At 60.5% G+C, this 20,787-nt stretch carries 24 protein-coding genes; 7 read left to right on the top strand and 17 right to left on the bottom strand.

Annotated elements, in window-relative coordinates; genetic code table 11:
• Positions 1-488: ATP-dependent DNA ligase (locus tag AB4Z43_RS25175; RefSeq protein ID WP_441939353.1), on the bottom strand; the 488-nt coding region annotated here is incomplete at its 3' end.
• 457 nt (positions 489-945) lie between these two features.
• Between AB4Z43_RS25175 and AB4Z43_RS25170 the strand changes: the two genes are divergently transcribed.
• Together AB4Z43_RS25170 and AB4Z43_RS25165 are read left to right on the top strand one after the other, a co-directional pair.
• A complete protein-coding gene (locus tag AB4Z43_RS25170) occupies positions 946-1,134 on the top strand; it encodes a hypothetical protein (RefSeq protein WP_441939339.1) in 189 nt (62 codons plus the stop codon).
• Between the two features lie 539 nt (positions 1,135-1,673).
• Positions 1,674-2,483, top strand: coding sequence for an SDR family NAD(P)-dependent oxidoreductase (locus AB4Z43_RS25165; protein ID WP_441939337.1), 810 nt, complete (start codon positions 1,674-1,676; stop codon positions 2,481-2,483).
• A 331-nt stretch (positions 2,484-2,814) separates the two neighbouring features.
• On the opposite strand, the gene AB4Z43_RS25160 is transcribed toward AB4Z43_RS25165, so the two are convergent.
• Positions 2,815-2,937 (bottom strand): DUF1515 family protein, encoded by a 123-nt coding sequence (locus AB4Z43_RS25160; protein WP_441939336.1) that lies wholly within the window; start codon positions 2,935-2,937, stop codon positions 2,815-2,817.
• Between the two features lie 209 nt (positions 2,938-3,146).
• On the opposite strand from AB4Z43_RS25160, the gene AB4Z43_RS25155 reads away from it, so the two are divergent.
• From AB4Z43_RS25155 to AB4Z43_RS25140, 4 genes are all read left to right on the top strand, one after another.
• Positions 3,147-3,647, top strand: a complete 501-nt coding sequence (locus tag AB4Z43_RS25155) for a hypothetical protein (RefSeq protein WP_441939334.1) — start codon at positions 3,147-3,149, stop codon at positions 3,645-3,647.
• Between the two features lie 44 nt (positions 3,648-3,691).
• Entirely contained in the window at positions 3,692-4,048 is a 357-nt protein-coding gene (locus AB4Z43_RS25150; protein ID WP_441939332.1) for a hypothetical protein, read from the top strand.
• A gap of 24 nt (positions 4,049-4,072) precedes the next feature.
• On the top strand, positions 4,073-4,477 hold the full coding sequence (locus AB4Z43_RS25145; protein WP_441939331.1) for a sunset domain-containing protein: 405 nt from the start codon (positions 4,073-4,075) through the stop codon (positions 4,475-4,477).
• Positions 4,478-5,235: 758 nt separating this feature from the next.
• The gene (locus AB4Z43_RS25140) at positions 5,236-5,538 is read left to right on the top strand and encodes a hypothetical protein (protein ID WP_010916051.1); all 303 of its coding nucleotides are present in this window, start codon (positions 5,236-5,238) and stop codon (positions 5,536-5,538) included.
• A 13-nt stretch (positions 5,539-5,551) separates the two neighbouring features.
• Here AB4Z43_RS25140 and AB4Z43_RS25135 read toward each other — a convergent pair whose 3' ends face one another.
• The 3 genes from AB4Z43_RS25135 to AB4Z43_RS25125 all read right to left on the bottom strand — a co-directional run bounded on the left by AB4Z43_RS25135 (position 5,552) and on the right by AB4Z43_RS25125 (position 7,226).
• Positions 5,552-5,923 (bottom strand): DUF1515 family protein, encoded by a 372-nt coding sequence (locus tag AB4Z43_RS25135; RefSeq protein WP_441939329.1) that lies wholly within the window; start codon positions 5,921-5,923, stop codon positions 5,552-5,554.
• A gap of 197 nt (positions 5,924-6,120) precedes the next feature.
• Positions 6,121-6,414: a hypothetical protein gene (locus tag AB4Z43_RS25130; protein WP_441939327.1), complete on the bottom strand. Its 294-nt coding sequence runs from the start codon at positions 6,412-6,414 to the stop codon at positions 6,121-6,123.
• Positions 6,411-7,226 (bottom strand): glycoside hydrolase family 108 protein, encoded by an 816-nt coding sequence (locus AB4Z43_RS25125; protein WP_441939325.1) that lies wholly within the window; start codon positions 7,224-7,226, stop codon positions 6,411-6,413. Before AB4Z43_RS25125 ends, AB4Z43_RS25130 begins: the two co-directional genes overlap by 4 nt.
• On the opposite strand from AB4Z43_RS25125, the gene AB4Z43_RS25120 reads away from it, so the two are divergent.
• The gene (locus tag AB4Z43_RS25120; protein ID WP_441939323.1) at positions 7,215-7,595 is read left to right on the top strand and encodes a hypothetical protein; all 381 of its coding nucleotides are present in this window, start codon (positions 7,215-7,217) and stop codon (positions 7,593-7,595) included. The genes AB4Z43_RS25125 and AB4Z43_RS25120 overlap by 12 nt on opposite strands.
• Here the strand turns inward: AB4Z43_RS25120 and AB4Z43_RS25115 are convergent.
• The 12 genes from AB4Z43_RS25115 to AB4Z43_RS25060 form a co-directional block, all read right to left on the bottom strand.
• Positions 7,592-8,668 (bottom strand): acyltransferase family protein, encoded by a 1,077-nt coding sequence (locus tag AB4Z43_RS25115; RefSeq protein ID WP_441939321.1) that lies wholly within the window; start codon positions 8,666-8,668, stop codon positions 7,592-7,594. The two genes, AB4Z43_RS25120 and AB4Z43_RS25115, sit on opposite strands and share 4 nt — an antisense overlap.
• Positions 8,669-8,702: 34 nt before the next feature.
• On the bottom strand, positions 8,703-9,914 hold the full coding sequence (locus AB4Z43_RS25110) for an acyltransferase family protein (RefSeq protein WP_441939319.1): 1,212 nt from the start codon (positions 9,912-9,914) through the stop codon (positions 8,703-8,705).
• A gap of 287 nt (positions 9,915-10,201) precedes the next feature.
• Positions 10,202-11,989 (bottom strand): SGNH/GDSL hydrolase family protein, encoded by a 1,788-nt coding sequence (locus tag AB4Z43_RS25105; protein WP_441939317.1) that lies wholly within the window; start codon positions 11,987-11,989, stop codon positions 10,202-10,204.
• 53 nt (positions 11,990-12,042) lie between these two features.
• Positions 12,043-14,325: a hypothetical protein gene (locus AB4Z43_RS25100; protein ID WP_441939315.1), complete on the bottom strand. Its 2,283-nt coding sequence runs from the start codon at positions 14,323-14,325 to the stop codon at positions 12,043-12,045.
• Positions 14,310-14,717, bottom strand: coding sequence for a DUF6950 family protein (locus AB4Z43_RS25095; protein ID WP_441939313.1), 408 nt, complete (start codon positions 14,715-14,717; stop codon positions 14,310-14,312). Before AB4Z43_RS25095 ends, AB4Z43_RS25100 begins: the two co-directional genes overlap by 16 nt.
• An 8-nt stretch (positions 14,718-14,725) precedes the next feature.
• Positions 14,726-15,358 (bottom strand): hypothetical protein, encoded by a 633-nt coding sequence (locus AB4Z43_RS25090; RefSeq protein WP_441939311.1) that lies wholly within the window; start codon positions 15,356-15,358, stop codon positions 14,726-14,728.
• A 3-nt stretch (positions 15,359-15,361) separates the two neighbouring features.
• Positions 15,362-16,117, bottom strand: a complete 756-nt coding sequence (locus AB4Z43_RS25085) for a hypothetical protein (protein ID WP_441939310.1) — start codon at positions 16,115-16,117, stop codon at positions 15,362-15,364.
• A 3-nt stretch (positions 16,118-16,120) separates the two neighbouring features.
• Positions 16,121-19,210 (bottom strand): phage tail length tape measure family protein, encoded by a 3,090-nt coding sequence (locus AB4Z43_RS25080; RefSeq protein ID WP_441939308.1) that lies wholly within the window; start codon positions 19,208-19,210, stop codon positions 16,121-16,123.
• A gap of 9 nt (positions 19,211-19,219) precedes the next feature.
• A complete protein-coding gene (locus AB4Z43_RS25075; protein ID WP_441939306.1) occupies positions 19,220-19,417 on the bottom strand; it encodes a hypothetical protein in 198 nt (65 codons plus the stop codon).
• Between the two features lie 38 nt (positions 19,418-19,455).
• Entirely contained in the window at positions 19,456-19,803 is a 348-nt protein-coding gene (locus AB4Z43_RS25070; protein WP_441939304.1) for a hypothetical protein, read from the bottom strand.
• Positions 19,800-19,988 (bottom strand): hypothetical protein, encoded by a 189-nt coding sequence (locus tag AB4Z43_RS25065; RefSeq protein ID WP_441939302.1) that lies wholly within the window; start codon positions 19,986-19,988, stop codon positions 19,800-19,802. Before AB4Z43_RS25065 ends, AB4Z43_RS25070 begins: the two co-directional genes overlap by 4 nt.
• A gap of 12 nt (positions 19,989-20,000) precedes the next feature.
• Positions 20,001-20,735, bottom strand: a complete 735-nt coding sequence (locus AB4Z43_RS25060; protein ID WP_441939300.1) for a hypothetical protein — start codon at positions 20,733-20,735, stop codon at positions 20,001-20,003.
• Positions 20,736-20,787 lie beyond the last annotated feature (52 nt).

Raw genomic sequence — 20,787 nt, 5'->3', positions numbered from 1 at the left:
TCAAGCCCAGCCTGGTCGAGCAGATGGAAGATGGCCTTCGCTTCGCCCGGCAATGGCTCGCTGAACTGAATACGCCCGCCGGGCTCGATCATGCTGGCCAGGATCTCGCGGCGCTCCTCCAGCGCCATTTCGCGAAGGTCGTGGCCGTTGAGGTGCAGAAGGTCGAAGGCCACGAAATACAGGTCGTGTTGCCGCCTGGTGATCGCCTTTCGCAACTCGCCAAAGTCCGACAACCCCGCTTCATTGAGCACAATGATCTCGCCGTCGACGATGGCGCTTTCCGCTCCCAGGCTCTCCGCCTCCTGCACCAGGTCACGATATTTGGCCGTCCAGTCATGGCCGTTGCGGGTATAGATGCGTGTCCCGTCTTCGTCGATGATCAGCTGTGAGCGATAGCCGTCGAACTTCACTTCGTGAATCCAGCCGTCGCCTTCTGGAGGCTGCTCGACAAGGGTCGGCATCAAGGGAGCGATGAACCTCAAACGCATGCACGGGAACTCACACAAGCTGGCAGTTAAATAAGCTTTTGCTAAAATAGTTCCGGAATTGGAAATGCCCAGGGCGTTTCGTTTGGCTCGGCCGCCCGAGGTAGGACTGAAGTCCGTTCCCGGCCAGCCAGAAGGCCCACCCTGGAACATATTCCGACCTTTTTGCTTGAATCCGGCGGTGGGGCGCGCCGGGTTGGGAGGATTACGAAATGGCTTTAACCGACGAACTGAGCGACGTGTTGATGGAGTTCAACTGTCCGGCCTGTTCCCACCCTATCGTAAGGTTTGGTTCCTGGCTCCGCACAGTCGGAAGCTTCAGATGCGTCGGGTGCAACGCGATGGTGCGCATAGGCTACGAACAGAAGCTGTCTATCTTTGCGGGCTACCTGAAAAGCCGGCAACAACCTGCCAGCGGCAGGGCGCCAGAACGTCCACCCCATCGGCTAATTCCTGCGGCATGACGAAGCTATCAGACCTTGGGCCGCCGATCCCTGGCAAGCTGGACGGAGGCGAGCCCGCCGACGAGATGGATAATTTCTACAGCTGCCCGATTTGCGGACAACAGGTTGATATGCGCGAACTGCGGCAAGTCATCTGGCATGAGCGCCCGAAGCACAAGCCGCTACTCACGATCGTGGGAAAATAGGTCAGCTATGCGCGCCGGCGGCCACCAGTTGGACAGCAAGCCAGAACCCACTCGCCATGAACAGCCCGACCACAATAGCGAAAAACACCAGTCGCATTGGACGCCCCCGTCACATTGCCCGGCGTCAGGATAGCACGCCTGAAACAAAAAAGCCCGCCGGCCGAGGCCAGCGGGCAAAGGTCTTGGGAGTGGCCAGGGACTCAACCCAGCAGCACTAAAGTACAGCCCGTGCGCTCATTGGGATACGTTAGGCTTCCCTAAGGGAAGGATTCGAGGCGGTGAGGCCGGCAATGGCTTATCGTATCAAGGAGTTTTTGCAGGGGCGGATGATCGCCGAATACCGCGCTGAAGCTCTGCATCCTATCGAGCCGCCGAAAAGGCAACCAATCGACCCGTGACGCTTCACCGGTTTGGAGACTATTTTCTTGAGGTGACAAACGAGACTAGTGGGAGAGTGTTCGCCTTTGAGTATGCAGACTTACCTTACTGAGCTGGTAGTGAAGCGCTAGGCTCTATAAACGCGCAATGGGAGGACGGGCATGACCAATTCCACCGGCAGTTCTTCGGGCGTGGCCGTCATTACCGGCGCATCCTCCGGTATCGGCAAAGCTTTTGCCGAGCACTTGGCCAGCGACGGCTACAACATCGGGCTCGTTGCCCGTCGGCGCGACCGGCTGGAGGATGTAGCCCGCGAGATCGAGGCCCGCGGCGGCTCGGCGGAAATCATCATCGCCGATCTGGCGCGCTCGGAAGGCCTCGACGCGGTGGAGCGACGGATCGCGGTAGGGGACGTATCGCTGCTCGTCAACAACGCTGGTTTCCAGACCTACAGTCCGTTCGTCGACCTTTCAATTGACCGCGCCGGGGAAGAGGTCGCCGTCCAGGTAACTGCAGTCATGCGTCTGTCGCATGCGGCACTTCCCGCGATGATTTCGCGCGGCGAAGGGGCCATCATCAATGTCTCTTCCATTCTCAGCTTCAGCGGAAGCCTGAACCAACCGTATATGCCGAAGCGCTCAGTTTATGCCGCCACGAAAGCCTTCGTCACCACATTCAGCGAGCTTCTCGCGGCTGAACTCCAGGGCACAGGTGTCCGCGTACAGGCGCTTTGTCCCGCAGTCGTCAGGACAGAATTTCATGACATCGATGGCAAGCCGGTCCTCAGGCCAAATGTGCCAGTGATGGAGCCGGCCGATGTTATCATAGCATCCTTGGCTGGTCTTCGGCAGGGAGACACGGTTTGCATCCCGGCGTTGGAGGATAGGGACAGGCTCTCCGCTGTCGCAGACGCAAATCGCGCCCTGTTCGATGCCGGTCGCGGGGCGGAAGTCGCATCTCGCTACCGCTAGCGCCAGAATAAAGCACTCCCGCTCATTCGGAGGCGCCAGCCCTCCTGAACTGGACAAGGCGTCCCTTGGGGAGAGCAGCGGTTCTGCTCTGAGAATATGTCCCGTTTTTGGCCAACTTGAGCTGGCATCGCAATTGCTACGCAATGGGATGGCCCATAACAAACCGTCTACCCCAACTGTAGAAATCAGCCAATCCTTAGGCGAGTGGGTTGTTACGATCGTAGGAGCGGGTGGCAACACATATTCCAGAATCTTCGATCGTCAGCCAGATGCCGTCGCCTTCGCCGAAGATCAGCGTTTGCGTCTTGGATTGCAAGTTTCGACGCCGCGACTAGCCCCCTCGCAGAGCCCTCCAGATATCGGTCCAGTAGGCGGTGACGAGTGACGCCAGCGCCGTCGCCGCCATACCGGTGACACCCAAAGCCCCAAGGCCCATCAGCTTCCACCGTGTCACCTCAGCGGCCACTTACTCGATGCTCGTCATATCGGCGCAGGACGCGACGGCCTTCAAACGCGTCGCGAATAACCCCGTATGTCCTTTGATTTGGCAAAGCACATAGATTTCTGGTCAATTCCGCCGAAATTTACCAGAACAACGGTCATCCCTTGCGCAAATAATAACTTTAGGAGATGCTGATCTTACGCCTTGGGAGGGCTGGGGATATGAACAGAAATATGCTGATGGCACTAGTTGCCATTGCGCCGCTGTGTGGGTGCCAAACAAGCAATCAAGCTGACTACATGCAAATAGGCTATGGGCCTAGTTTCGACGTTGCCCATGCTCAGTGCGAAATGCAAAAAGGATCGGTTGACCAAGGCTATATTGCTATCGGATCGCCTGGCTTCGTTGCCGGGGCAGGAATTGGCAATGCACTTGGTAACCTGGCCGCCGAAGATCAATATATGAAGAACTGCCTCATCCTAAGTGGATGGAAGCGCGCGCCGCGCGGACAAGGCGCCGCGGCTGCGTCAGCCGTTGCCGCGGGTACGCCGCCGACACCCTACGGGATTCAGCGCGCACCGGGCAATTGGATCAACACGGCGCTGCTTGACTGGTCGGACGCGAACAACAAATGCGTCGCTGGCGATAAGGCCGCATGTGGCACCCGGGCGAAGCTCGGCGCGCGGCTTAGAGCCGCTGGCGTCAACCCGGCGCCGGTCTGATGGTTCGAGTAGCCCGTCTGGAAGTGGTGCTTTATCTAGGCGCCATGCTGACGGTCGCCGGGTGCGGCGCGGACTACCTTAACCACTACGACTCCGTGACGCTCGCCGCCGGCGACGCCAACCGCGCCAACAGCCTCGCCCAGACGGTCGACCCGTTCAATCCGAACAGCCAAAACACGCACATTGAGAGCGATGGGCAGCGGATCGCCGGCGTCGTTCAACGATATCGGGGGACGACGTTGGGGCCTGCACCGCAAGCCGGCATCGTGGTGAATGTCGGTTCAGGCGAACAACATCCTTGCGACCTTCAAACACAAACGGACAGCGCGGGCAAGCTTTGCGGCGGCCGAGCTGCCGAGGCCAAGCCAGGCGGTCGTACGGGACACGAGACGGGCTACTAACGGGGCCGAGAGAGACAGACGAACGTGGGCAAAGTCCAGCGTCATGAAGGTGCCGATCAGACTGACAGTTGGCGCAAGAACGCCAGGAAACGGCGCAGACGCGGGTTTTGGCGACCCCAATACCTGTTCGCACTGGTGATGGTTCCTCTTGCGGCTGTTCTCACGGCAAGCCCGAGCAGCCTCGAGACTGTCGCGAAGCTCATTCCGGCCGAATGGCTTGGCAGCATAGACGTTCCTGATCCTTCATCGCTGCTCGCTGGCGGCTGCAACATCAAAGGAAATATCTCGATCAATACCGGGGAGCGCATTTACCACGTGCCCGGCCAAGAACATTACTGGGAAACGCGGATCAGCCCCCAATATGGCGAGCGGTGGTTTTGCAGCGAGGCAGAGGCGCGCGCTGCCGGCTGGCGCAAGGCGCGTCGGTAGAATGCTGAGTATCGCGCTGGGGGCGCTAGTTGGTTCCAGACAGTTGGTGCACAACAGCGGCGCCGGCAGAACTGCGAGCCATGGCTTCTTCGTCATCCGGTCTACCGATGCCCCAGCCGATCACTGCGAGCAACAATCCGCCCAGCAGCATGCCAACCACAGGCTTCCCAGTTGCTGCTCGCGCTCTGATGTTGGTCATGTGCCTCCGTCAGGGTAGTGGCCCGCGACATCTCGGGGATGCGCGGGCCGACCAAGATTTGGGTCTTTGGTCAGCGGACGCCCGCTGAAGAGCGGCCGCCTCTAGTCAAACAACCGGTAACGACCGATGTTCCCTCCAATACGAAAAAGCCCGCCACCTTTCGGCAGCGGGCAATCTTCACACGGAGTAGTCTGAAGTGGGCCCGCCTCATTGGCGAAAGAAGTGGGCCCGGCCAAGGATGCGGGTCTTGGTCAGCAGCGGAGTGCTGCCATCACAGGAACAAGCCGGCGGATATGAGGTTCCGCTTATACGCAAAAAGAGCCCGCCGGTCCTTATTTGGGGAAATCGGGCCAAGGTCTAGAGTACGCTGGGATCAACCAGCAGGGGTCGACGAACGGCGGCAGGGCTGGTTGTCGTCCTACGCCGCCTGAGCTGCCTTGATGACGCCGCGCGCGCCAGGAGCCCGGGCCGAGGTTGTTGACATCCGCTCCATGAAAGGCGTAGGTCGCGGCTCGCACCCCGCGTCCAGGGTGCGCTTTTTACCCATAGAGGTACCAAAATGGACGACAAATATACCAATGCTCGTGAACACTTCTTCGCCGCGATCCGCGCGCTGGCAGCCTCCTCGGACAGCATTCAGACGAGGGTGATCGAAGCGAATGTAAACGTTCTGAATGTCACGATCGACGAATTCGACGGCGACCGCGAACTCAAAATCAAATTCGCAAAATTGCTCGACCTTCTGGCTATCGACCAAGACGATTTGGAGACGGTCGCCGTTGAGAACGCGGCGCACATGTCGGACTTCGAAGCCGTGAAAGTCGCTGATCTTATCTGCGATTTCTATTACGAGATCACCTAACGGAGGTGGCTGGCTACCCGCCCCGCATCACGCGCCAGATATCGGACCAATAGGCCGTGATCAAGGATGCCAGCGCCGCTGCGGCCATGCCGGTGACGCCGAGGGCGCCAAGCCCCATGAGCTTCCAGCGTGTCACTTCAGCGGTGACTTCCTTGACGCTGGTCATGTCGGCGTTGAGCTTGCTGACCGCGCTTTCGGTGGCGCTGACGCGTTCGACCAGCTCGTCGGTCTTCTGATACATTTTCGCGCGGCTGGCGGCGGCGCGCTGTTCCGATTGTTCGTAGCTCAGCGCGGCTCGCGCATCGCTGTCCTTGATGTCACGGCGGATTTCGGTGATGTCCCGCTGCATATCCTGCGTGGCTTGCAGCAGGCCGCCGATCATCATTTCCAGACTCTTCGTTCCYGACGTCGGCATCGTCCCTGCCCTGCTATAATTTCAGTTCAGCCCGGCGCGCTGCGCTGGCCTTGGTGTGCAGATCGCATTCCGCACGGGTGTAGAGCTTGACCGCGCAGCCTGGCGCTACGGTGCGGTCGATCTTGTTCTGATCGGCAACCGTCTTGCCCTGTGCGCCGGGAAGGCTGCTACCGAGGGCCGAGCGTAGCGGCGCCACACCGCTGACGTCCGAAGTCGTACACGCCGCCAGCGTCAATGCACTCATCAAGAGACATGCGAGCGTCGATACCCTTGCGTATCGCATCCTGATTTCCCTTCTCGATTTTGGCGCGAACCTCGTCAGCGCCTTTGTGTTTGATGAACTCGTAGCCGGCGAACACGACGCCCGAGATGGCAACCGCAATCGCCGTCCACGCGATGATGACAGCGACCGGCCGGGGCACGCCGACGACGCCGGCGACAAGGGTGATGAGCCGGGTCACGCCGGCGCCGTTCCAAGCGCCGCGGCGAGACGCTTGGCCTTGCGATTGGCGTACCAGCGATAGCCGAGCCCGCCGATCGCCAGCACCGCGCTTGCGAGTGCCACGACCACGACCACCTTGCCGATCCACTCGCTGGTGTAGGACAGCGGGGACAGCTGGTTCTGCAGATCATAGAGGTAGCCAGACAGACCGAGGCCACCGGTGCCGGCGCCAGTTGCCAAGTCCGCCGGCGCGGTCGACGGTGCGGCGTTGGCATCATCGACAAAGGCTTTCGCTTGGCCGCCGTCGACGAAGTTAGCCGCCTGTGGCACCTGACCGGTTGCCCATGCCTGGCCGATTGCTCGGACTTCAGCAACGCGAGCCGTCCAGCCCCGGCCGAAGGTTCCGAACGTGCTGAGGTGCTTCAGGAAGGCCATGCGGGCGTTGCAGATGCGGTCGATCAGCGCGTCGTTGTTCTTGTCCGCCTTCAGCGCTGCAAGCGTGCCCATGCCGAGGACGCCGTCTATGCGGCCGGTATAGGCAGGCCGCAACGCCTGCTGAAGCCACATGATCGAGCGACCGGGACCGGAATTCACCGCACCGTCAAAAACCACGTAGTCGACGCCGGCCGGCAACGTGTCGCCCTGCACCGCGTCCCAATACTGACGAACATAGATCTCATTTAATTCGGCGGTGGTGATGCTTTTTACTGAGCGAGTGGCAAGGCCTTTGCCCTTCCGAAAGCCGTCATAGACGCGCTGCGTGACGCCCTTCATCGTCGGGCCACCGGGATCATTGGGATTGTTCGAATAGCCGCCTTCATGCGCAAGCACGCGGGCAAGCGATTCCTTTTCACGGGAAACAGCCATGAGTTTTCCTTTCGGGTGATGATGGTATGGTCGCCGGCCCCAGAGGAGGCCGATGCGATGGTGAGGAAGGATGACAAGCTGCCGGATGAAATCCCGATGGATCTCAGCGGGCCAGCCGCCGACAATGATGGGCCAACGGGGGACCTAAGCTATCTCAGCATGCCATGGGCAAAAGCCAGCGCCAGCATTCAGGCGAAAGCCTTGCGGTCATCCGAGATCAACACCTATGACGGCGGACTGCTGGCGCTCGTTGATGGTGTCTGGATTGTGCTGAAGAGCGGCGACAGCAACGATGCCGCTGTGGTTCGGGAAGCGCTTCGGAAGGTGGACTAGGCGGCGACCTCGGCAGAACGCCCAATCATGGCTTTAGACTGCACGCCAGCCAGTCGGGCCACCCATCCGGACTTGTTGATGGGTCGCTCGATTGCGTAGTAGCTGGCAAGGCCGACGAGAACGGCAATCGAACAGGAAGTCAGCGCCAAAACCTCCACCGGCACTTTGCCAATAATCCCCAGGTCCGCGTAGCAGGCGGCCAGCACTGCGAACAGGGGATAGTGCCAGAGGTACAGAGAGTAGGAGGAATCCCCAACACCAACCCACGGCCTCGAGAATACCCATCCGGCCCTGATCTCCATGGCCACCAGGCCATAAACGATGAAGGCGCTGGGCAGGCCAAAACACAGGACACGCCACATGTGACCAAGAGCCCACCAGCCGCCTTGAGAATGGAAATAGATCGCGCCAACAAGCATGCCGCCGACCCCTACGGCCAGCGATGACGCTGCGTGCCCGGAGATCTTCCGCTGCGCCAACAAGGCGACGACTATGCCAAAGACGAATTCCAAGAAAAGATATGCCATTGGCTTAACGATGCCGGCGACACACCCAAAGAAAACGGCCACTCCTACCGGACCCAGCATGAGCAGGATGCGCCGTGGAAACAGCAGGATTCCCAGCGCGCAGATTGCGTAAAAGGTCACCTCATACTGCAGCGTCCATGCCGCCCCAATTCTGTTGTTGGGCTGGTCAATCAGAAGAAGCAGCCCCCACAGGGGTCTCTCCGATATCTGCGGTGGAGCCACCTCCAACGAGGTCGTCAAAAGCAGAACCGAAGCGACGAAAAACGCGATCCAATAGACGGGATAGATGCGAAACACTCGCTTGACGGTGAATTCTCGAAAGGAGCACCACCGGCCAACGATCTCGGCCTTTTTGCCCAGTCTGTCGGCGGACAAATAGACGACGAACCCTGAAATCACAAAGAACAGATCAACGCCGCTGGGTCCAATGGTGCCCACATAAGGAAGCGTCCAATGAGCCTGCATCGGCAATGCTGGGTAGATATGGGCGAACATCACCATCAATGCCGCGATGGCGCGAAGACCCTGGATGTTTTTATAGATCATTGGCGCCAACTACCATCGTGCGCGCCTTTCCATCTCAGGCCGCCTCCTGAACGACTATGCGGTGTCGTTCTTTTCTCCCCGCCATCCGCGAGGCAAACCCCTTGCCCCATTCGTTGAGCCAGTTTTCCCAGCCGTAGAAGGTCAAGGCAGCAGTCGGGATCACGCAAGCCAGCGTCAATCCCAGGGCCAGCGCATAGGTTTCAACCGGGCCTAGTCCCAGCCCTTGAAGTCGCTGGAACGCCGTAGATCTGTAGGCTAACGCAACGATTACCGGGCTGTGCACGAGATAGATGGAATAGCTGATATTGCCAAGCCACACGGTTGCCGCGTTGACCAACAGCCTCAGTGGGAGAAGGTAGAGCCCCACCAAGAGGCACCCAAACATCGGCCCTTGCCAATAGATGGCCGGGCCGAATGGCACCAAGCCATAGATAATCACGTAGAACTGCAGCGGTACCGAAGCCAGCAGGACAGCGCCGATCACTCGTTTATGTTTCCATTCGCCAGCAGCTCGGACCGCATAAAACGCAACGATCCCGAACACGAACATCGGCACCAAACCAAATATGGACTGATTGATGTAGGACGCGGGGGCCGCCACCAAGTTCCCGATGACCGCTCGAAAGGCCGCAGCAACGAAGAAAGCAACGATGAGCGCCCGAATGGCCATCGTCACACTTTTGGTTCTGGCATAGATGAAGGGAAACACCACGTAGAACGCCATTTCCACGCCAATCGTCCAGCCCGCCAGGACCATCCCTGTTTGATACCCGCTGCCGGGAATGAAGTTGAAGACGAACAATATGTTCGCGGCTAGCGCACTCCATCTGAAGGGAAAGATGTGCATCAGGCCTGTCACGATGATCAACAAATAGAAGAGCGGAGCTATCCGGAAAAACCGCCGCAGCATGAACCCCAGATAGGGCCTTTCTTCTTTGTCATGCTTCGGCATTGTCAGGCAAAGCGAGAACGCGCTGACGAGGAAGAACAGATTAACGCCCATAACGCCGTTTCCGACGAACCCCTCTGCCCACCATGGAAGCGCCAAATGCGGATTAGGCATATGCGCTACATGGACCATCACCACCCATAGGGCAGCCATCCCGCGCAGGGCGCTGAGATAGGGAAAGCGATCCGGCCGTTTGATCTGCGTCGTCAATTTGGACACCCGGCGAGCCCCCGCCAGATGCATTGCTCCTACAGGGATTGGAATTTTGGCGCAACGGTTGAGATCGTCGGCCAGCATGTGATATTAGCCCATCACCATGCTGACCAAGTTGAACAAGACAGAGATGCTCGCCGTCGGTCTGGCCGCGCTCGTACTTCTAACCTGGATCATCACGACTACCCCAATCGAGACAGTGCCCAGGGACGGCGAGTGGCATTATTCCTATGCCAGAAAGCCTGTCTTTATTCAGGATGGAACCACGGCAACGGGCACTGTTATGACCCGGTGGGGTGGAAGTTCTTGGGAACACCGGTCACCGAACAGAGATGAGGCAATGGCGCTGGATACCGCTCCTGTCCTCGGGCCTAGTGCTCAATAGACCGCAAGTCAGATATGATCGGGCTACTGCCGCTGACGTTAGATCGCAGCCCCATGAACCCGCCGAGATAGGGCGTTGTGAGCGCCACCGTGCCGAGCAGCGGCCCATTATAGACCTTGAGGCTGCTGGAGCCCGGGTCAATGACAAGCCGATATTGCTTGGAGACCCCACTGAAATCCACCGCATTGACTGCGGTGGCCGTGTAGGTGTTTTCCCCGGTCAACTGATAGACCGTGACAAATCCGGTCGAGGCCGCACAGCCGACGCCGACGCCCATGCGAGCTTTCATGCCTGTTGCGCCGGTCGGCGGGGCGGTGTTGACTCCGTGCAGAACGAATTGTGTATCCTTCGCGAAGGTGGCGGCGAAGGTGATGTCTATACCTTCCGTCGCGATTAGCCGAGAAATGGGAAGCTCGTCCCACAATTCCACAGCATCGGCGCCATTGGCGAAGATCGTGACACTCTGGCCGCCAAGAAGATCCTTGTGCCGGTCAAAGCCAGTCACCGTAGTTCTGCCGAACGACTTCTTGACCGACGATCGGCGCGTCCGGACGTAGCTGAGGCCAAGTGCGGCGGCCCCTGCACTCGATGATAGTGTCACCATGTGCAGCCCGACGGGGACGTTCCGCGCGACGCAAACCTCGTGGTCCTGCACAAACTCGCTGCCAGTCAGGCTGATCGCGGACTGCTGATTGATACTTCCGACGGTGACGCCTTGGTCGAAGCCCACACCGACGCTGGTCAGGCCGCCGCTCCAAATCGGATATCCAATCCAAATGTCGAGCCCTGGCTCATCCACCTTCACCAGAGCTCTGAGGCTCTTCGGCTGGTTGATGGCATCGGAAATCTGTTGGAAACCGGTTCGTGTAGCCTCGGCGATAAGCGGGGTATTCGCCGGGGTGATATTCACCGTCCCCTCGACGCAAGACATAAACTGGTTCGCCATCGACAGCCCAGGCTGCGGATACACAAACGGCATCGCCATCATCTGGCCGATCAGGCGGTAGACGATATTTGTGGGATGCACGCCATCCGGCACAACATCCAGCACTCGATAGTCGCCGGACCTGATCAGGGAATAGACCACCGTGTTGATGTCGACGAGAACGGTTCCGGTCTCCGCCGCCACATCCTTCATGATCTGGACGTAATTTTTCAGCCGGTTTGCCTTGTCCGCAGTGCCAAGTGTGGGCACGGCAAAGATAGGGTTGGGCGTCTGCAGGATGGGGATTTTGCCGTTCGCTCGGCAGATATTGACGAACTGCAAAAGATTGCTGCGATAGGTCAAAGGAGGCGTAGGTGTGCCGTTCTGGCAGTCATTGATGCCGTGGTTGCAATACACAACCTGCGCCGAGCTGACCGCCATCTTTGCGGCGAATGTGGACCCGGAACCGTCTGTTCCATCGAGCATCTGCGTAGAGAGCGTGCCGCTTACTGCGCGGTTGGTGACGATGATGTTGTTGTTGCTGTAATAGTCTCGAAGGAAGAGTTGCAGTTTTTGCGGAGCTGGTAATGCCGCAAGGTAGGGGCTGGAGAGCACGAGAGGATCAACGCCCAATTGAGTGCTATCGCCGAAGCATTCGATCGACACAGCCGACCCGTTCCACATGTCGACGGCAAGTTTGCTAATGCCGCCGCTACCCTGCGTGGCTATCGCATTGTCGACGCGACTGGAGAGATCATTGAAAGTGTCGCGAAGGTCTTGCTTCGTCGGCTGATACGGGTTGCCGACAGGGCCGTCAGCGAAAAGCGTGTTGAAGGGTACGACTGCCATGGATGGTTTTCCTTTTCGCGAAGAACGGGCGAATGAGAATGATCGAGTGGGCTTTAGGTGACGACTTTCGGCCCGGTGGCGACGCTTGTGGTGCTCTCCACTCCGGATCCGTTGGCCGAGCGCAGCCAATAATAATAGGTGCCTGCCGCGCGCCCGGTGTCCGTCCAGGCATCGGCCGATGAAGGCGCGCCGTATTCGGTGCGAACGAGGGTAGCGGTGCCCTCATTGTTCACTGTGTTGCGCCTGATGTTGGTAGCGACATAGTTGCCGGAATTCGGCGTGTTCCAGGTGAGCGCGACCTGGCCGACACCGCCCGTGGCGACAACGCTGGTGACCGCCCCGGGCGGCGTCGTATCGACCGTCGAGACCAGCGTCACGGTGCTAGTCCAGGTGCCGTAGCTATTGTCGGCACCGATATAGGCGGCCTGAATGCCGATCGAGTTGTTAGCCGGAACCGGATTTGTGTTGAGGACGATGAGGCCAGCCGACGGCGTCGCGCCAGGGAACTTCTGCTCCACCCAGGCGCCGGGAACGCCACCGCCGACATCCGTTATCCTGTAGTGAACAACCGGCGTGAGATCGATCCGGTTCGGATCGATCAGCGCGACGCGGATGTAAACGCTGCCGCCCCCGGAGACTGCAACCGCTGTATCGATGATCGGGGTCGGAATGCCGTCCGAGACCGGCTTTGGCGGAACAGGCGGCGCCGATCCCTCATCGACGGCCGGGTCCCAGGCGTCGATATCGTCGGGCATCATCACGAAGGTCATCTGGAAGCCGCCGCGCGACACCGACAGGACGGACCGGCGGTTGTTGATCAGCTTGCCGTTGAGCGACGGCAACCGACGCGGCGTGTTCAGCCGAACCCACGGAGCGTAGATGGCATTGATGCCCGTGAACCTAACGTCGAGCGTGCCGCGCTTTTTGGCGCGCGCACGGGCAAATTCACGCTTGCCCAGCCGGCGGGCCTGGCGCCATTGCTGGCACCAGATGTAATTGCCGTCCTGCGGCAGCACGCGACCAGCCGCGACCTGCGCTGCGGTATCCTCGAAATAGTCGGTATCCGTCGTCGTGTAATCCGTCGCCGGATAGGTGAATTTCGGGATGAACTGATTGACCTCTTCTTCCGGCAACACGTCATGCTGCACGGTATGGCCGACGATGTCGGCATCGGTCAGCGTGGCGACATATTTTTCGCGGAATTTGCCGGCGACGACAAGCAAGGCGCCATCGCCGCGCTCGCACATCCAGCCGTCGCACGTCGCCAGGATGGCGTTGGTGCCGCTTTTCGGATCGTGCTCGGTGGTATCGAAGCCGCCGCACTCATAGCGCTTTTCCGTGCCGCCGGAAGCCCTTGGCACGTCCTCGTCGCAGACATCGGCTTCCTCTTGCCACATATCGAGCACGGGCAGCAGCGCCTTGCGGAAATCGCGCTTGGTGCCGAACGGATTGAAGCATTCGTGCCAGGCGAGGTGAAGGATCGGATTGCGGGAGAACGCCCAGGTTGATGGGTCTTCCGGACTTTGCGACGGTTTGCGGAAATCCCAGACCAAGGCCATCTCGGCAACAACGGACAGCGCCGGCTTGCCATAGGGGAATGACTTCAGGAAATTGTCGGCCCCGGGGCCGACGCAGAGCATGCCGATGGAGGCCTGTCCGTCGCCACGATGATTGTTCGTCCAGATGCCTTGGCCGCTTAAGATCGTAACGAAATCGGTGATCGGCGTCTCAGGCACCAGGCCAAGGGCGGGGTAGACAAAGACAAGATCTCTGTCGTCGTCGACGTAGCGACCGCCGCCGGGCGATTGAACGTGACCGCCGATGACGTCAACCTTGTCATCGTTCAGATAGAAGCCAGTGTAGGCATTGATGCGATGTCCGACGATGGCCTGCACCGAGAACATGCGGTTGTCGAGCGCTTCCCACAGCATCATCGCGCCGGCCAGCCTGGCCTCGCCAACACCCCAGAAGCGATAGGGGATCGGTTGCGTCAGCGGCGCACGACCGTCCTCGGGTTTCGGCGGCTTCGGGGTGAGGAGATATTGCACGCCGGCGACGATCGCCGTGGTGACGATCGCCGAGGCGATCGCCGCGTAGGAAATAGTTGCGCCGAAGAGCGAGAAACCGCCGCTGCCGAGAATGGCGGTGAAGATCGGCGTGAAGATCGGGTCGCGATGGACCGGCCAACGATATTCGCCACTCCAGCCATGGGCGACGATCTCCTGCGTCGTCGCCGTCTCAAAGGCGCCGATGCCGGGATTGTACGTGCCCTTGCGCGACGCTGTCGCCAGCGCCTGGCGTAGCGCATCGTCGAACGGGTTCACACTATGCGCCATGCCACGCCAGTCCAATCGAGATGCTTGACCATGACGCCGCGCGCCGACATGACGGCCCAGAGCGGGCCGAAGCGGATGGCCGGGATTTCCTTGACCCTGGCGCCGGCAGCGTCGAAGCCGGTCATCACCAGGACCATGCCGATATCGCCGTCATGCGGCGCCTGGACGCGATGGAAGCCCAGAGCGGAGAGTTTCGCGCCGACCAGCCGTTCGGCCCCGCCAGAGGCGCGCAGGATTGCGGCAGCGGCATCAGCGTCGAAATAGGTGCCGCGCAATTCGGCACCCGGATCCTTGCCGGTCGCGGCGACAACCCAGTCGGCCGCGAACAGCGTGCAGTCGGTGTAGCCCCACTGCCACCGGTGCGGCAGCCGGATGTATTCTCGCAGCGTCATCTAATGCCTCAGTAATTCGGCCAGGCCGGTGCGACGCCGCGCGCCAGGCGCGCCGTGCCGTCGCAGAACTTGTCGGTCGGATACATCGCCTTTTGGTGTGGCCCCGACCACAGCACCAGCGACGCCCGCGACCTGGTGTTGTTGCCCGACACCGTGGCCAGGGTGATCGTCGTCGTGGGGTTTTCAGAGCCGGACACTGCCGGGCTCGATTCCGTCGGATGCGATGCCGTACCCGTCCATAGCGCGATGATCGGGCTCGTCGGCTGGTAGTAATCGTCGAGAGTGGTGATGCCGATCTTCAGATCCTTGCCGCGAACATCCGGCATGGTGTCGAGGACCTTGGAGGCGGTATCCGGATCGATGCCGGAGATGCCGAATTCGACACTCGAGCTCTGCCCGTTGACCAGCACCTCGAGCATCGGGATGTTGAGCAGCCGGCCGCCGCCGAGATAGACCGTGCCGTTATCGTCGAGGCTGTCGAAGCCGGCCGGGATGTCGTTGACGCCGGCCCAGATGTGCAGGCCGGGGTCCGTATCGAGCCGAAAGAAGATGCCGAGCATATGGCTCGACGCCATGCGGTCGAGAACGGATTGCGGCACATATTGGAGGCTGTAGGAGCCGACAAGATCCTGCCAGGCCATGTTTCAGAAACCCTCGACGAATTGCAATGTCGGAGACGACTGCCACCAGCCTTCAGCTTCCCATGCCAGCGAGAAATTGGCCGGGAATTTCATGACGCTGCGCGGCCGCGCGAATTCGACCCGGGTTCCCTGGATCACCGCCTCGCGCAACGGACGGTCAAGCGACAGCGTGTAGCGCTGGCCGGCACGCGCCACGCCGTCGATGGTCTCAAAGGCCGGGACAGGGTCAGTGTGATCCCAATTTCGGTAGGCGCGCCAACCCTTGTTTGGATGGTAGATCGAAAACCAGTCAGACCAGCGCAGTTTGCGGGCGGCGCCATAGATCCGAAGCGTGATCTTTCCGGCATTGAGCGCGGCGGCATCCATATTGGCGATCACCGTCGTCTGGCTGTACCCGGCGCCATCAGAAAACAACGCTCCGTCGGAATGCGGGATGCCTGATATGACAGGCTGCGGAATACCTCTCGCATCAAGTGGGAAAGGCCCGATCCAGTCGGACATGATCGGCACGTTCATGAACCGGACAGAGCTATTCATGCGCGCGGCGATCCAGTTGATGTATTCGTGCTGCTCTCGATCTTTGACGACGCAGCCCTCATAGGAGCCGACCAGAACCCCGCCGCCGCTGGTCTCGATCGAGACAGATTCCCCGAGACCATTGCGGCCGCCTTCCAAACCGCCACCCTTGGTGTCGAATGACATCTTCGTAGGCTTCAGGAAGTCGACGTCGAGCGTGGGGAGATCGGTGTAGCGCCCCATCGCTTAACCCTTCTGCGACGTGTAGCGCCGCTGTGTTTCGCCGAAGCCGCCGTTGATCTGGCCCTGGTGATACTCGCTGATCGCCTCTTGCGCGCCCTGCCTGGACAGCGTGCGGATGTGATCGTCGCCGCTGGCGCCGGTGACGTGGACATGAAGGTCTATTTTCGGGGTCACAGGTGGCGAACCGTTGTTGTTTTGGGCCGCCATTTGCATCGACCGCGGATTGTTGCGGATGACGTCGCCGGCGCGCAGCTTACGCAGTTCCGGGCCGCGCTCACCGACCCAAGCCCAGCCAGAAGGGGCGCTTTCCGTACCGTCGGCGAAACCGAACAGTTTGGGAAGGAAGCCGAGGATCGCACCAAGGAAACCGCCGCCTGACGAACCGCCAGCGGATGTGCCGACCCCGGAATACCCAAGGATGTCCGAGAGCGTGGTGTTCGCCTGGAAATTCCCCGGCTTCAGTCCATCCAGGATCGAGGCAAGACCGCCCTGCCCTCCAATGCTGCCCGCCAGGCTCTGCACTGTGTTTGTTACCGTCTGGTCGAGACCGCCAAGGCTGTCGGAAGCCTTGGCAACGGCAGCGTTGAACTTGTCGACGTAGACAGAGCCGGAAGTGCCAAGCACGTCCTTGGCCTTGGCGCCGGTAGATAGCGGCCCGCCAGTGAACCAGGCGGATGCTGCATCCTGCGGGTTGCCGTATTTTGTCAGATACTTTCCGAACTGCTTTTCGAAAATCGCATCTTGTGCGGCCGGGTCGGCAAGGAACTGGCTTGGCGACAAAGTCTTGCCTAGCGCATCCTGGGACCATGACGGCAGGTTGCTCTTCATCACCTGGTAGGCGCCAAGAGCCTGGTTGCCGTTCTTCAGAACCGGGCCGAGCGCCGAATAGCCGCCGCTGCCTGCGCTCTCGATCGATCGAATGGCGGCCGCGTAAGCCGCCATATTGCCACCGACCGCTGCCAGCGGAGCGCGCGTCACCGCGCCAGGCGCATAGTTGTCGTTCGAAGCGGAGCCGAAAATCATGTCAGCGAAGCCGCCGGCGGTTCCGAAGGCGGCGCCGCCCACACCCGGCCGCTGTCCAGTGATCGCTGATGCCAACCAGGTCGCCATGGTGTCGAAGATCTTGCCCAACTGATCATCCATCGACTTGGTCAGCGCATTAAGGATCGACGTGCCGAGCGCCTTGCCGACATCGCCGCCGTTGCGCAGCAATTCCGACTTGAAGTCGGTCAGGAACCCGACCGCCAGCCCCTTGGCGTCAGCGAATTTGGCCATGTCGCGCATCTGCTGCGCTTCCGGCGAGTCCATGCCGATGCCGGTGTTGCGAAGGCGGGAGGCGATCTGCTGCTCGCCGGCAGACAGGAATTGCTGCGAGCGCTCGAACGCCAGATCATTTCCCAATTGAGCACGCGCAATCTGGTCGGCCATCTTGCCGTAGGCATCGGCCTTCTGTTTGATCAGCTCGAGTTCTTGTTGATCGACGGGGACATTGTTGCGCGCCGCTTCCTCACGAAGCTGCTGCGTCAACTGGAACTGCATCCGCATCGCCTCAGCGGCGCCGGTCGTTTTGCCGATCAGGTCAAGGTCGAGTTGCTGCGAGGCAAGCGTCTGGTCGAGCGACCGCTTCCGATCCTTCTGCGCTTCATCCAATGCGTGCTGCGCGGCAAGCGCGGCTTGCTGGCCGGCCATGTCGATACGCCGGGCGCGCTCGGCCGGGTTCTCGTTGTCGTTGTACTGTGCGCCGGCCTGAGCTCGCGCAGCGGCCGCCAGTTCCGCTGGCGAACGGGCATAGAGGCCCTGACGCTGAGCATCGAATGCCTGTTGTGCGCGATCGGCCGACACAGAGCCGGCCGCCTTGTACCGCTCATAGGCACCCATGTCTTCGGTGCTGAGAGCACCACGACGCAATGGCAGGCCGCCGGGGCCGACACTTTTCGCCAGAGCCTCTTGGGCGATCTCCAACTGCTTCAACGCGCGTGCTGCGGCATCCGCGTCCTTGGTCAGATCGATCAGTTTTCCGGCCGAAGCCGTCAACGCTGCATTGTTCGGATCAAGCGCCCATTTGTCCTCGACTATCTTGCGGAAGCCGATGATGTCGGGCGTTCCCTCGCGAGCTGTTTTCCGCAGATAGTCGATCGCATCGGAGAAGGGCTTGAACTCCCCAGCAGTGCTGAAAAACCCGCCCGCGCTCTTGCCGGGATTGACGAACCGGCCGAGGTCCGACATCGCGCTTTGGGTCTGGTTCGCGATCTGAATTTTCAGCCCGGCCTGCGTCGAAGAAGACAGCAACTGCAAACCGTTCAGGTTCGAGACGGAGAAGGCGCTCTTAGCCTTATCGGCAATCGACCCATAGATGTCGCCGATACCGCGCAAGACGGAGGCGTGATCCTTCAACAGATCGTCGAGGCTCTTCACTTCCTTGCGCGTCGAGATGATGTAGGTGGCAAGGCCAGCAACAGCCGCCACGCCGGCACCAGCGGCAAGACCAGCCGGCGTCACCATGAATGCGAGGAGCGCCTGCCCAGCCGATTTAGCCGTAGCGCCGATGGCCGACAGCGATCCGCGAAGGCCGCGCGGACCGCTTTCCAACGCGTCGTAGACTTGGCCAATCTGGGAGGCGAAGATCTGCACCGGGGATGCACCCAAGGCGAACATCGTGATGACGTCGTTGCCTTGGCGCGAAAGATTGAGCATCTGGTTCGAAGTCAGCCGCGCTGCATTGGCGTTGTCATTGAGGGCTTTGGTCGACTTGTCCGCCGCCGGCGCCACCTTACCGATGCCGGACACAACCTGCGTCGAGCCGGTGCCGATAGTCGCCAGCGTCGTGTTGGTCTTTTCCGCAGTGGCGACGAGCTTGACCAGCGAGGCATTGCTGCCCTCGGCGATGCTGGCCAGCTTGACGAGCGTGGCGTTTGCCTGCTCGACGCCGGCGGCGATCTTGGTGAGCGCCGCGTTGGACGCCGACGAGGTCGACGACAGACGCTTCTGCGCAGCCTCGGCCTTGGCCGAAGCCGCCGACATGTTGTCGAGGTTCGTCTTCGCCGCGACGGCCTGAGACGAATCTACGGCGAAGCCGAGAGAAGCAACAGTCACTTCGCCACCTCATTCCACCGCAAACATGGCATCGAAATAATGCTCACTCATCGGCTGAGTGGTCACCTCGATCGCCGGCTTTTCGGGCTCGCCAAACACGGCGCATATGATCGAATCGATCATGTCCCCTCGCCCATTAAGGCCGGCTAGAATTGCGTTCACGTCGGCCCGAAGGGTCTGTTCTTCGGTCCAGCCAAGCCAGCCCAAGGCTTTCTCGGCGAGATCGTCATAGAACTCGGCGAGGCTTATTCTTTCCTCTGAGGGTCCGCCGCTTCCTCTCCTCCCGACATCGGTCGGCCGCCATTGGCAATGATCGTGAGGTAGGTCGAAACGGGCCCAATGAGATCGGTCAGGCCGGTGCGCCACACCTTTTCAGGGATGGCCTTCGCTTCCTGGCCGGTCGCGCCAAGGCCAAGCGTGACGACAGAAACGATCACGTCGAAATCGAAGTTGCCGACGGCTCGGACCGCGCTGGATATGCCGCCGCTCTGACGTGAAATGGCCTGTGCCGCCATCAATGACGGACGCAGCACAACAGTCTCGCCGTCGAGATCAATATCGACGTTCCCGGCGCCCAATGCTGGCTTGTTCATGCCTTTTTCTCCGGTTCGGCCTTAGGTGCCTTGATCGGCGTACCCGTGGCTTCGAAAGGCGACGGCATGGCCTTCGCTTCCGCGTGTGTCAGTTCCAGTTCCACGTGATTGCCGGGCGCGAGAAGATACTCCTCGCCCTTGTGCGACAGCTTGTGGGCGTCGGCCCCGCGATTGAACACTTTCATCTCAGCCTCCTATCAGCCCAGCGCGGCGGCTCGGGCATAGTTCGTGTTGGGCAGCACCGTGCAGTTCAGCATCTGGGCGTTGTTGGCGCCGCCCATGCCTTCCTCCGCCGCCAACACTTGGCCCATGAACAGGCGCTGCGGACCTGACGGAATGGTAGTGGCGGTGTGGGTTCCAGATTGGGTTCCAGTCGTGGCGATCACGGGGCCGCCCTTCGTGGCGGAAAGGGTGAAGGTGTCGGCGTCAAGAACCGTCTTCACGTAGTACGTCGCGCCGGCGGTCAGACCGGTAGGCAGCGCGCCAGTGGTGGAGAACTTGACTGCGGTGTTGGCCGCAAGGTTGTGGCCGGTCCACGTCACGACGCCAGGTGACGCGATGGTGATGGTCGCGGTGGCGGACTTCGGGATCGGAGCGCCGTTGAGTTCGACCTTGAACGGATAGTTGAAGTCAGTCGCCTCGGCCGCGATCATGGCAAGCTGGCCGGGGTCGCTCGTGTTCAGGGCAAAGTTGTCGGAGCGCTGCGGGGCCTGGCGCGACCCCTTCCAGTTGTAGGTGCGGCGACGGTTCAGCAAATTGACCGTGTTGCCTTGGGCGGAGTCACCAGAATTGCCCATGGTCTCGTACTGGCCGACCTCGATCCAAGTCACCGCCGAGAAATCGGCTTCGGTCACGTCGGTATCGGGGACGTCGACCGGAGCCGAACCTATATAGAAGCGGCTGCCCGCCACAGGGGACACTTTGATAGGCATTGCTGCCTCCTTTCGGGTTTTTGGGGAGTGGCCTTGCCGAAGGGCGAAGCGG

The organism is Mesorhizobium sp. 2RAF45, from assembly GCF_052115225.1.
Classification (GTDB): Bacteria; Pseudomonadota; Alphaproteobacteria; order Rhizobiales; family Rhizobiaceae; genus Mesorhizobium; species Mesorhizobium jarvisii.
Note: the sequence above shows the minus strand (reverse complement) of the source record. Positions and strands in the feature narration are given on the sequence as shown.

Excerpts from the sequence above, each read along its gene's own strand:
- AB4Z43_RS25085 (WP_441939310.1), bottom strand. The coding sequence starts at position 16,117 with ATGGGGCGCTACACCGATCTCCCCACGCTCGACGTCGACTTCCTGAAG.
- AB4Z43_RS25170 (WP_441939339.1), top strand. The coding sequence starts at position 946 with ATGACGAAGCTATCAGACCTTGGGCCGCCGATCCCTGGCAAGCTGGAC.
- AB4Z43_RS25150 (WP_441939332.1), top strand. The coding sequence starts at position 3,692 with ATGCTGACGGTCGCCGGGTGCGGCGCGGACTACCTTAACCACTACGAC.
- AB4Z43_RS25165 (WP_441939337.1), top strand. The coding sequence starts at position 1,674 with ATGACCAATTCCACCGGCAGTTCTTCGGGCGTGGCCGTCATTACCGGC.
- AB4Z43_RS25115 (WP_441939321.1), bottom strand. The coding sequence starts at position 8,668 with ATGATCTATAAAAACATCCAGGGTCTTCGCGCCATCGCGGCATTGATG.
- AB4Z43_RS25120 (WP_441939323.1), top strand. The coding sequence starts at position 7,215 with ATGCGCAAGCACGCGGGCAAGCGATTCCTTTTCACGGGAAACAGCCAT.
- AB4Z43_RS25105 (WP_441939317.1), bottom strand. The coding sequence starts at position 11,989 with ATGGCAGTCGTACCCTTCAACACGCTTTTCGCTGACGGCCCTGTCGGC.
- AB4Z43_RS25090 (WP_441939311.1), bottom strand. The coding sequence starts at position 15,358 with ATGGCCTGGCAGGATCTTGTCGGCTCCTACAGCCTCCAATATGTGCCG.
- AB4Z43_RS25140 (WP_010916051.1), top strand. The coding sequence starts at position 5,236 with ATGGACGACAAATATACCAATGCTCGTGAACACTTCTTCGCCGCGATC.
- AB4Z43_RS25070 (WP_441939304.1), bottom strand. The coding sequence starts at position 19,803 with ATGAACAAGCCAGCATTGGGCGCCGGGAACGTCGATATTGATCTCGAC.
- AB4Z43_RS25065 (WP_441939302.1), bottom strand. The coding sequence starts at position 19,988 with ATGAAAGTGTTCAATCGCGGGGCCGACGCCCACAAGCTGTCGCACAAG.
- AB4Z43_RS25135 (WP_441939329.1), bottom strand. The coding sequence starts at position 5,923 with ATGATGATCGGCGGCCTGCTGCAAGCCACGCAGGATATGCAGCGGGAC.
- AB4Z43_RS25095 (WP_441939313.1), bottom strand. The coding sequence starts at position 14,717 with ATGACGCTGCGAGAATACATCCGGCTGCCGCACCGGTGGCAGTGGGGC.
- AB4Z43_RS25155 (WP_441939334.1), top strand. The coding sequence starts at position 3,147 with ATGAACAGAAATATGCTGATGGCACTAGTTGCCATTGCGCCGCTGTGT.
- AB4Z43_RS25110 (WP_441939319.1), bottom strand. The coding sequence starts at position 9,914 with ATGCTGGCCGACGATCTCAACCGTTGCGCCAAAATTCCAATCCCTGTA.
- AB4Z43_RS25060 (WP_441939300.1), bottom strand. The coding sequence starts at position 20,735 with ATGCCTATCAAAGTGTCCCCTGTGGCGGGCAGCCGCTTCTATATAGGT.
- AB4Z43_RS25100 (WP_441939315.1), bottom strand. The coding sequence starts at position 14,325 with ATGGCGCATAGTGTGAACCCGTTCGACGATGCGCTACGCCAGGCGCTG.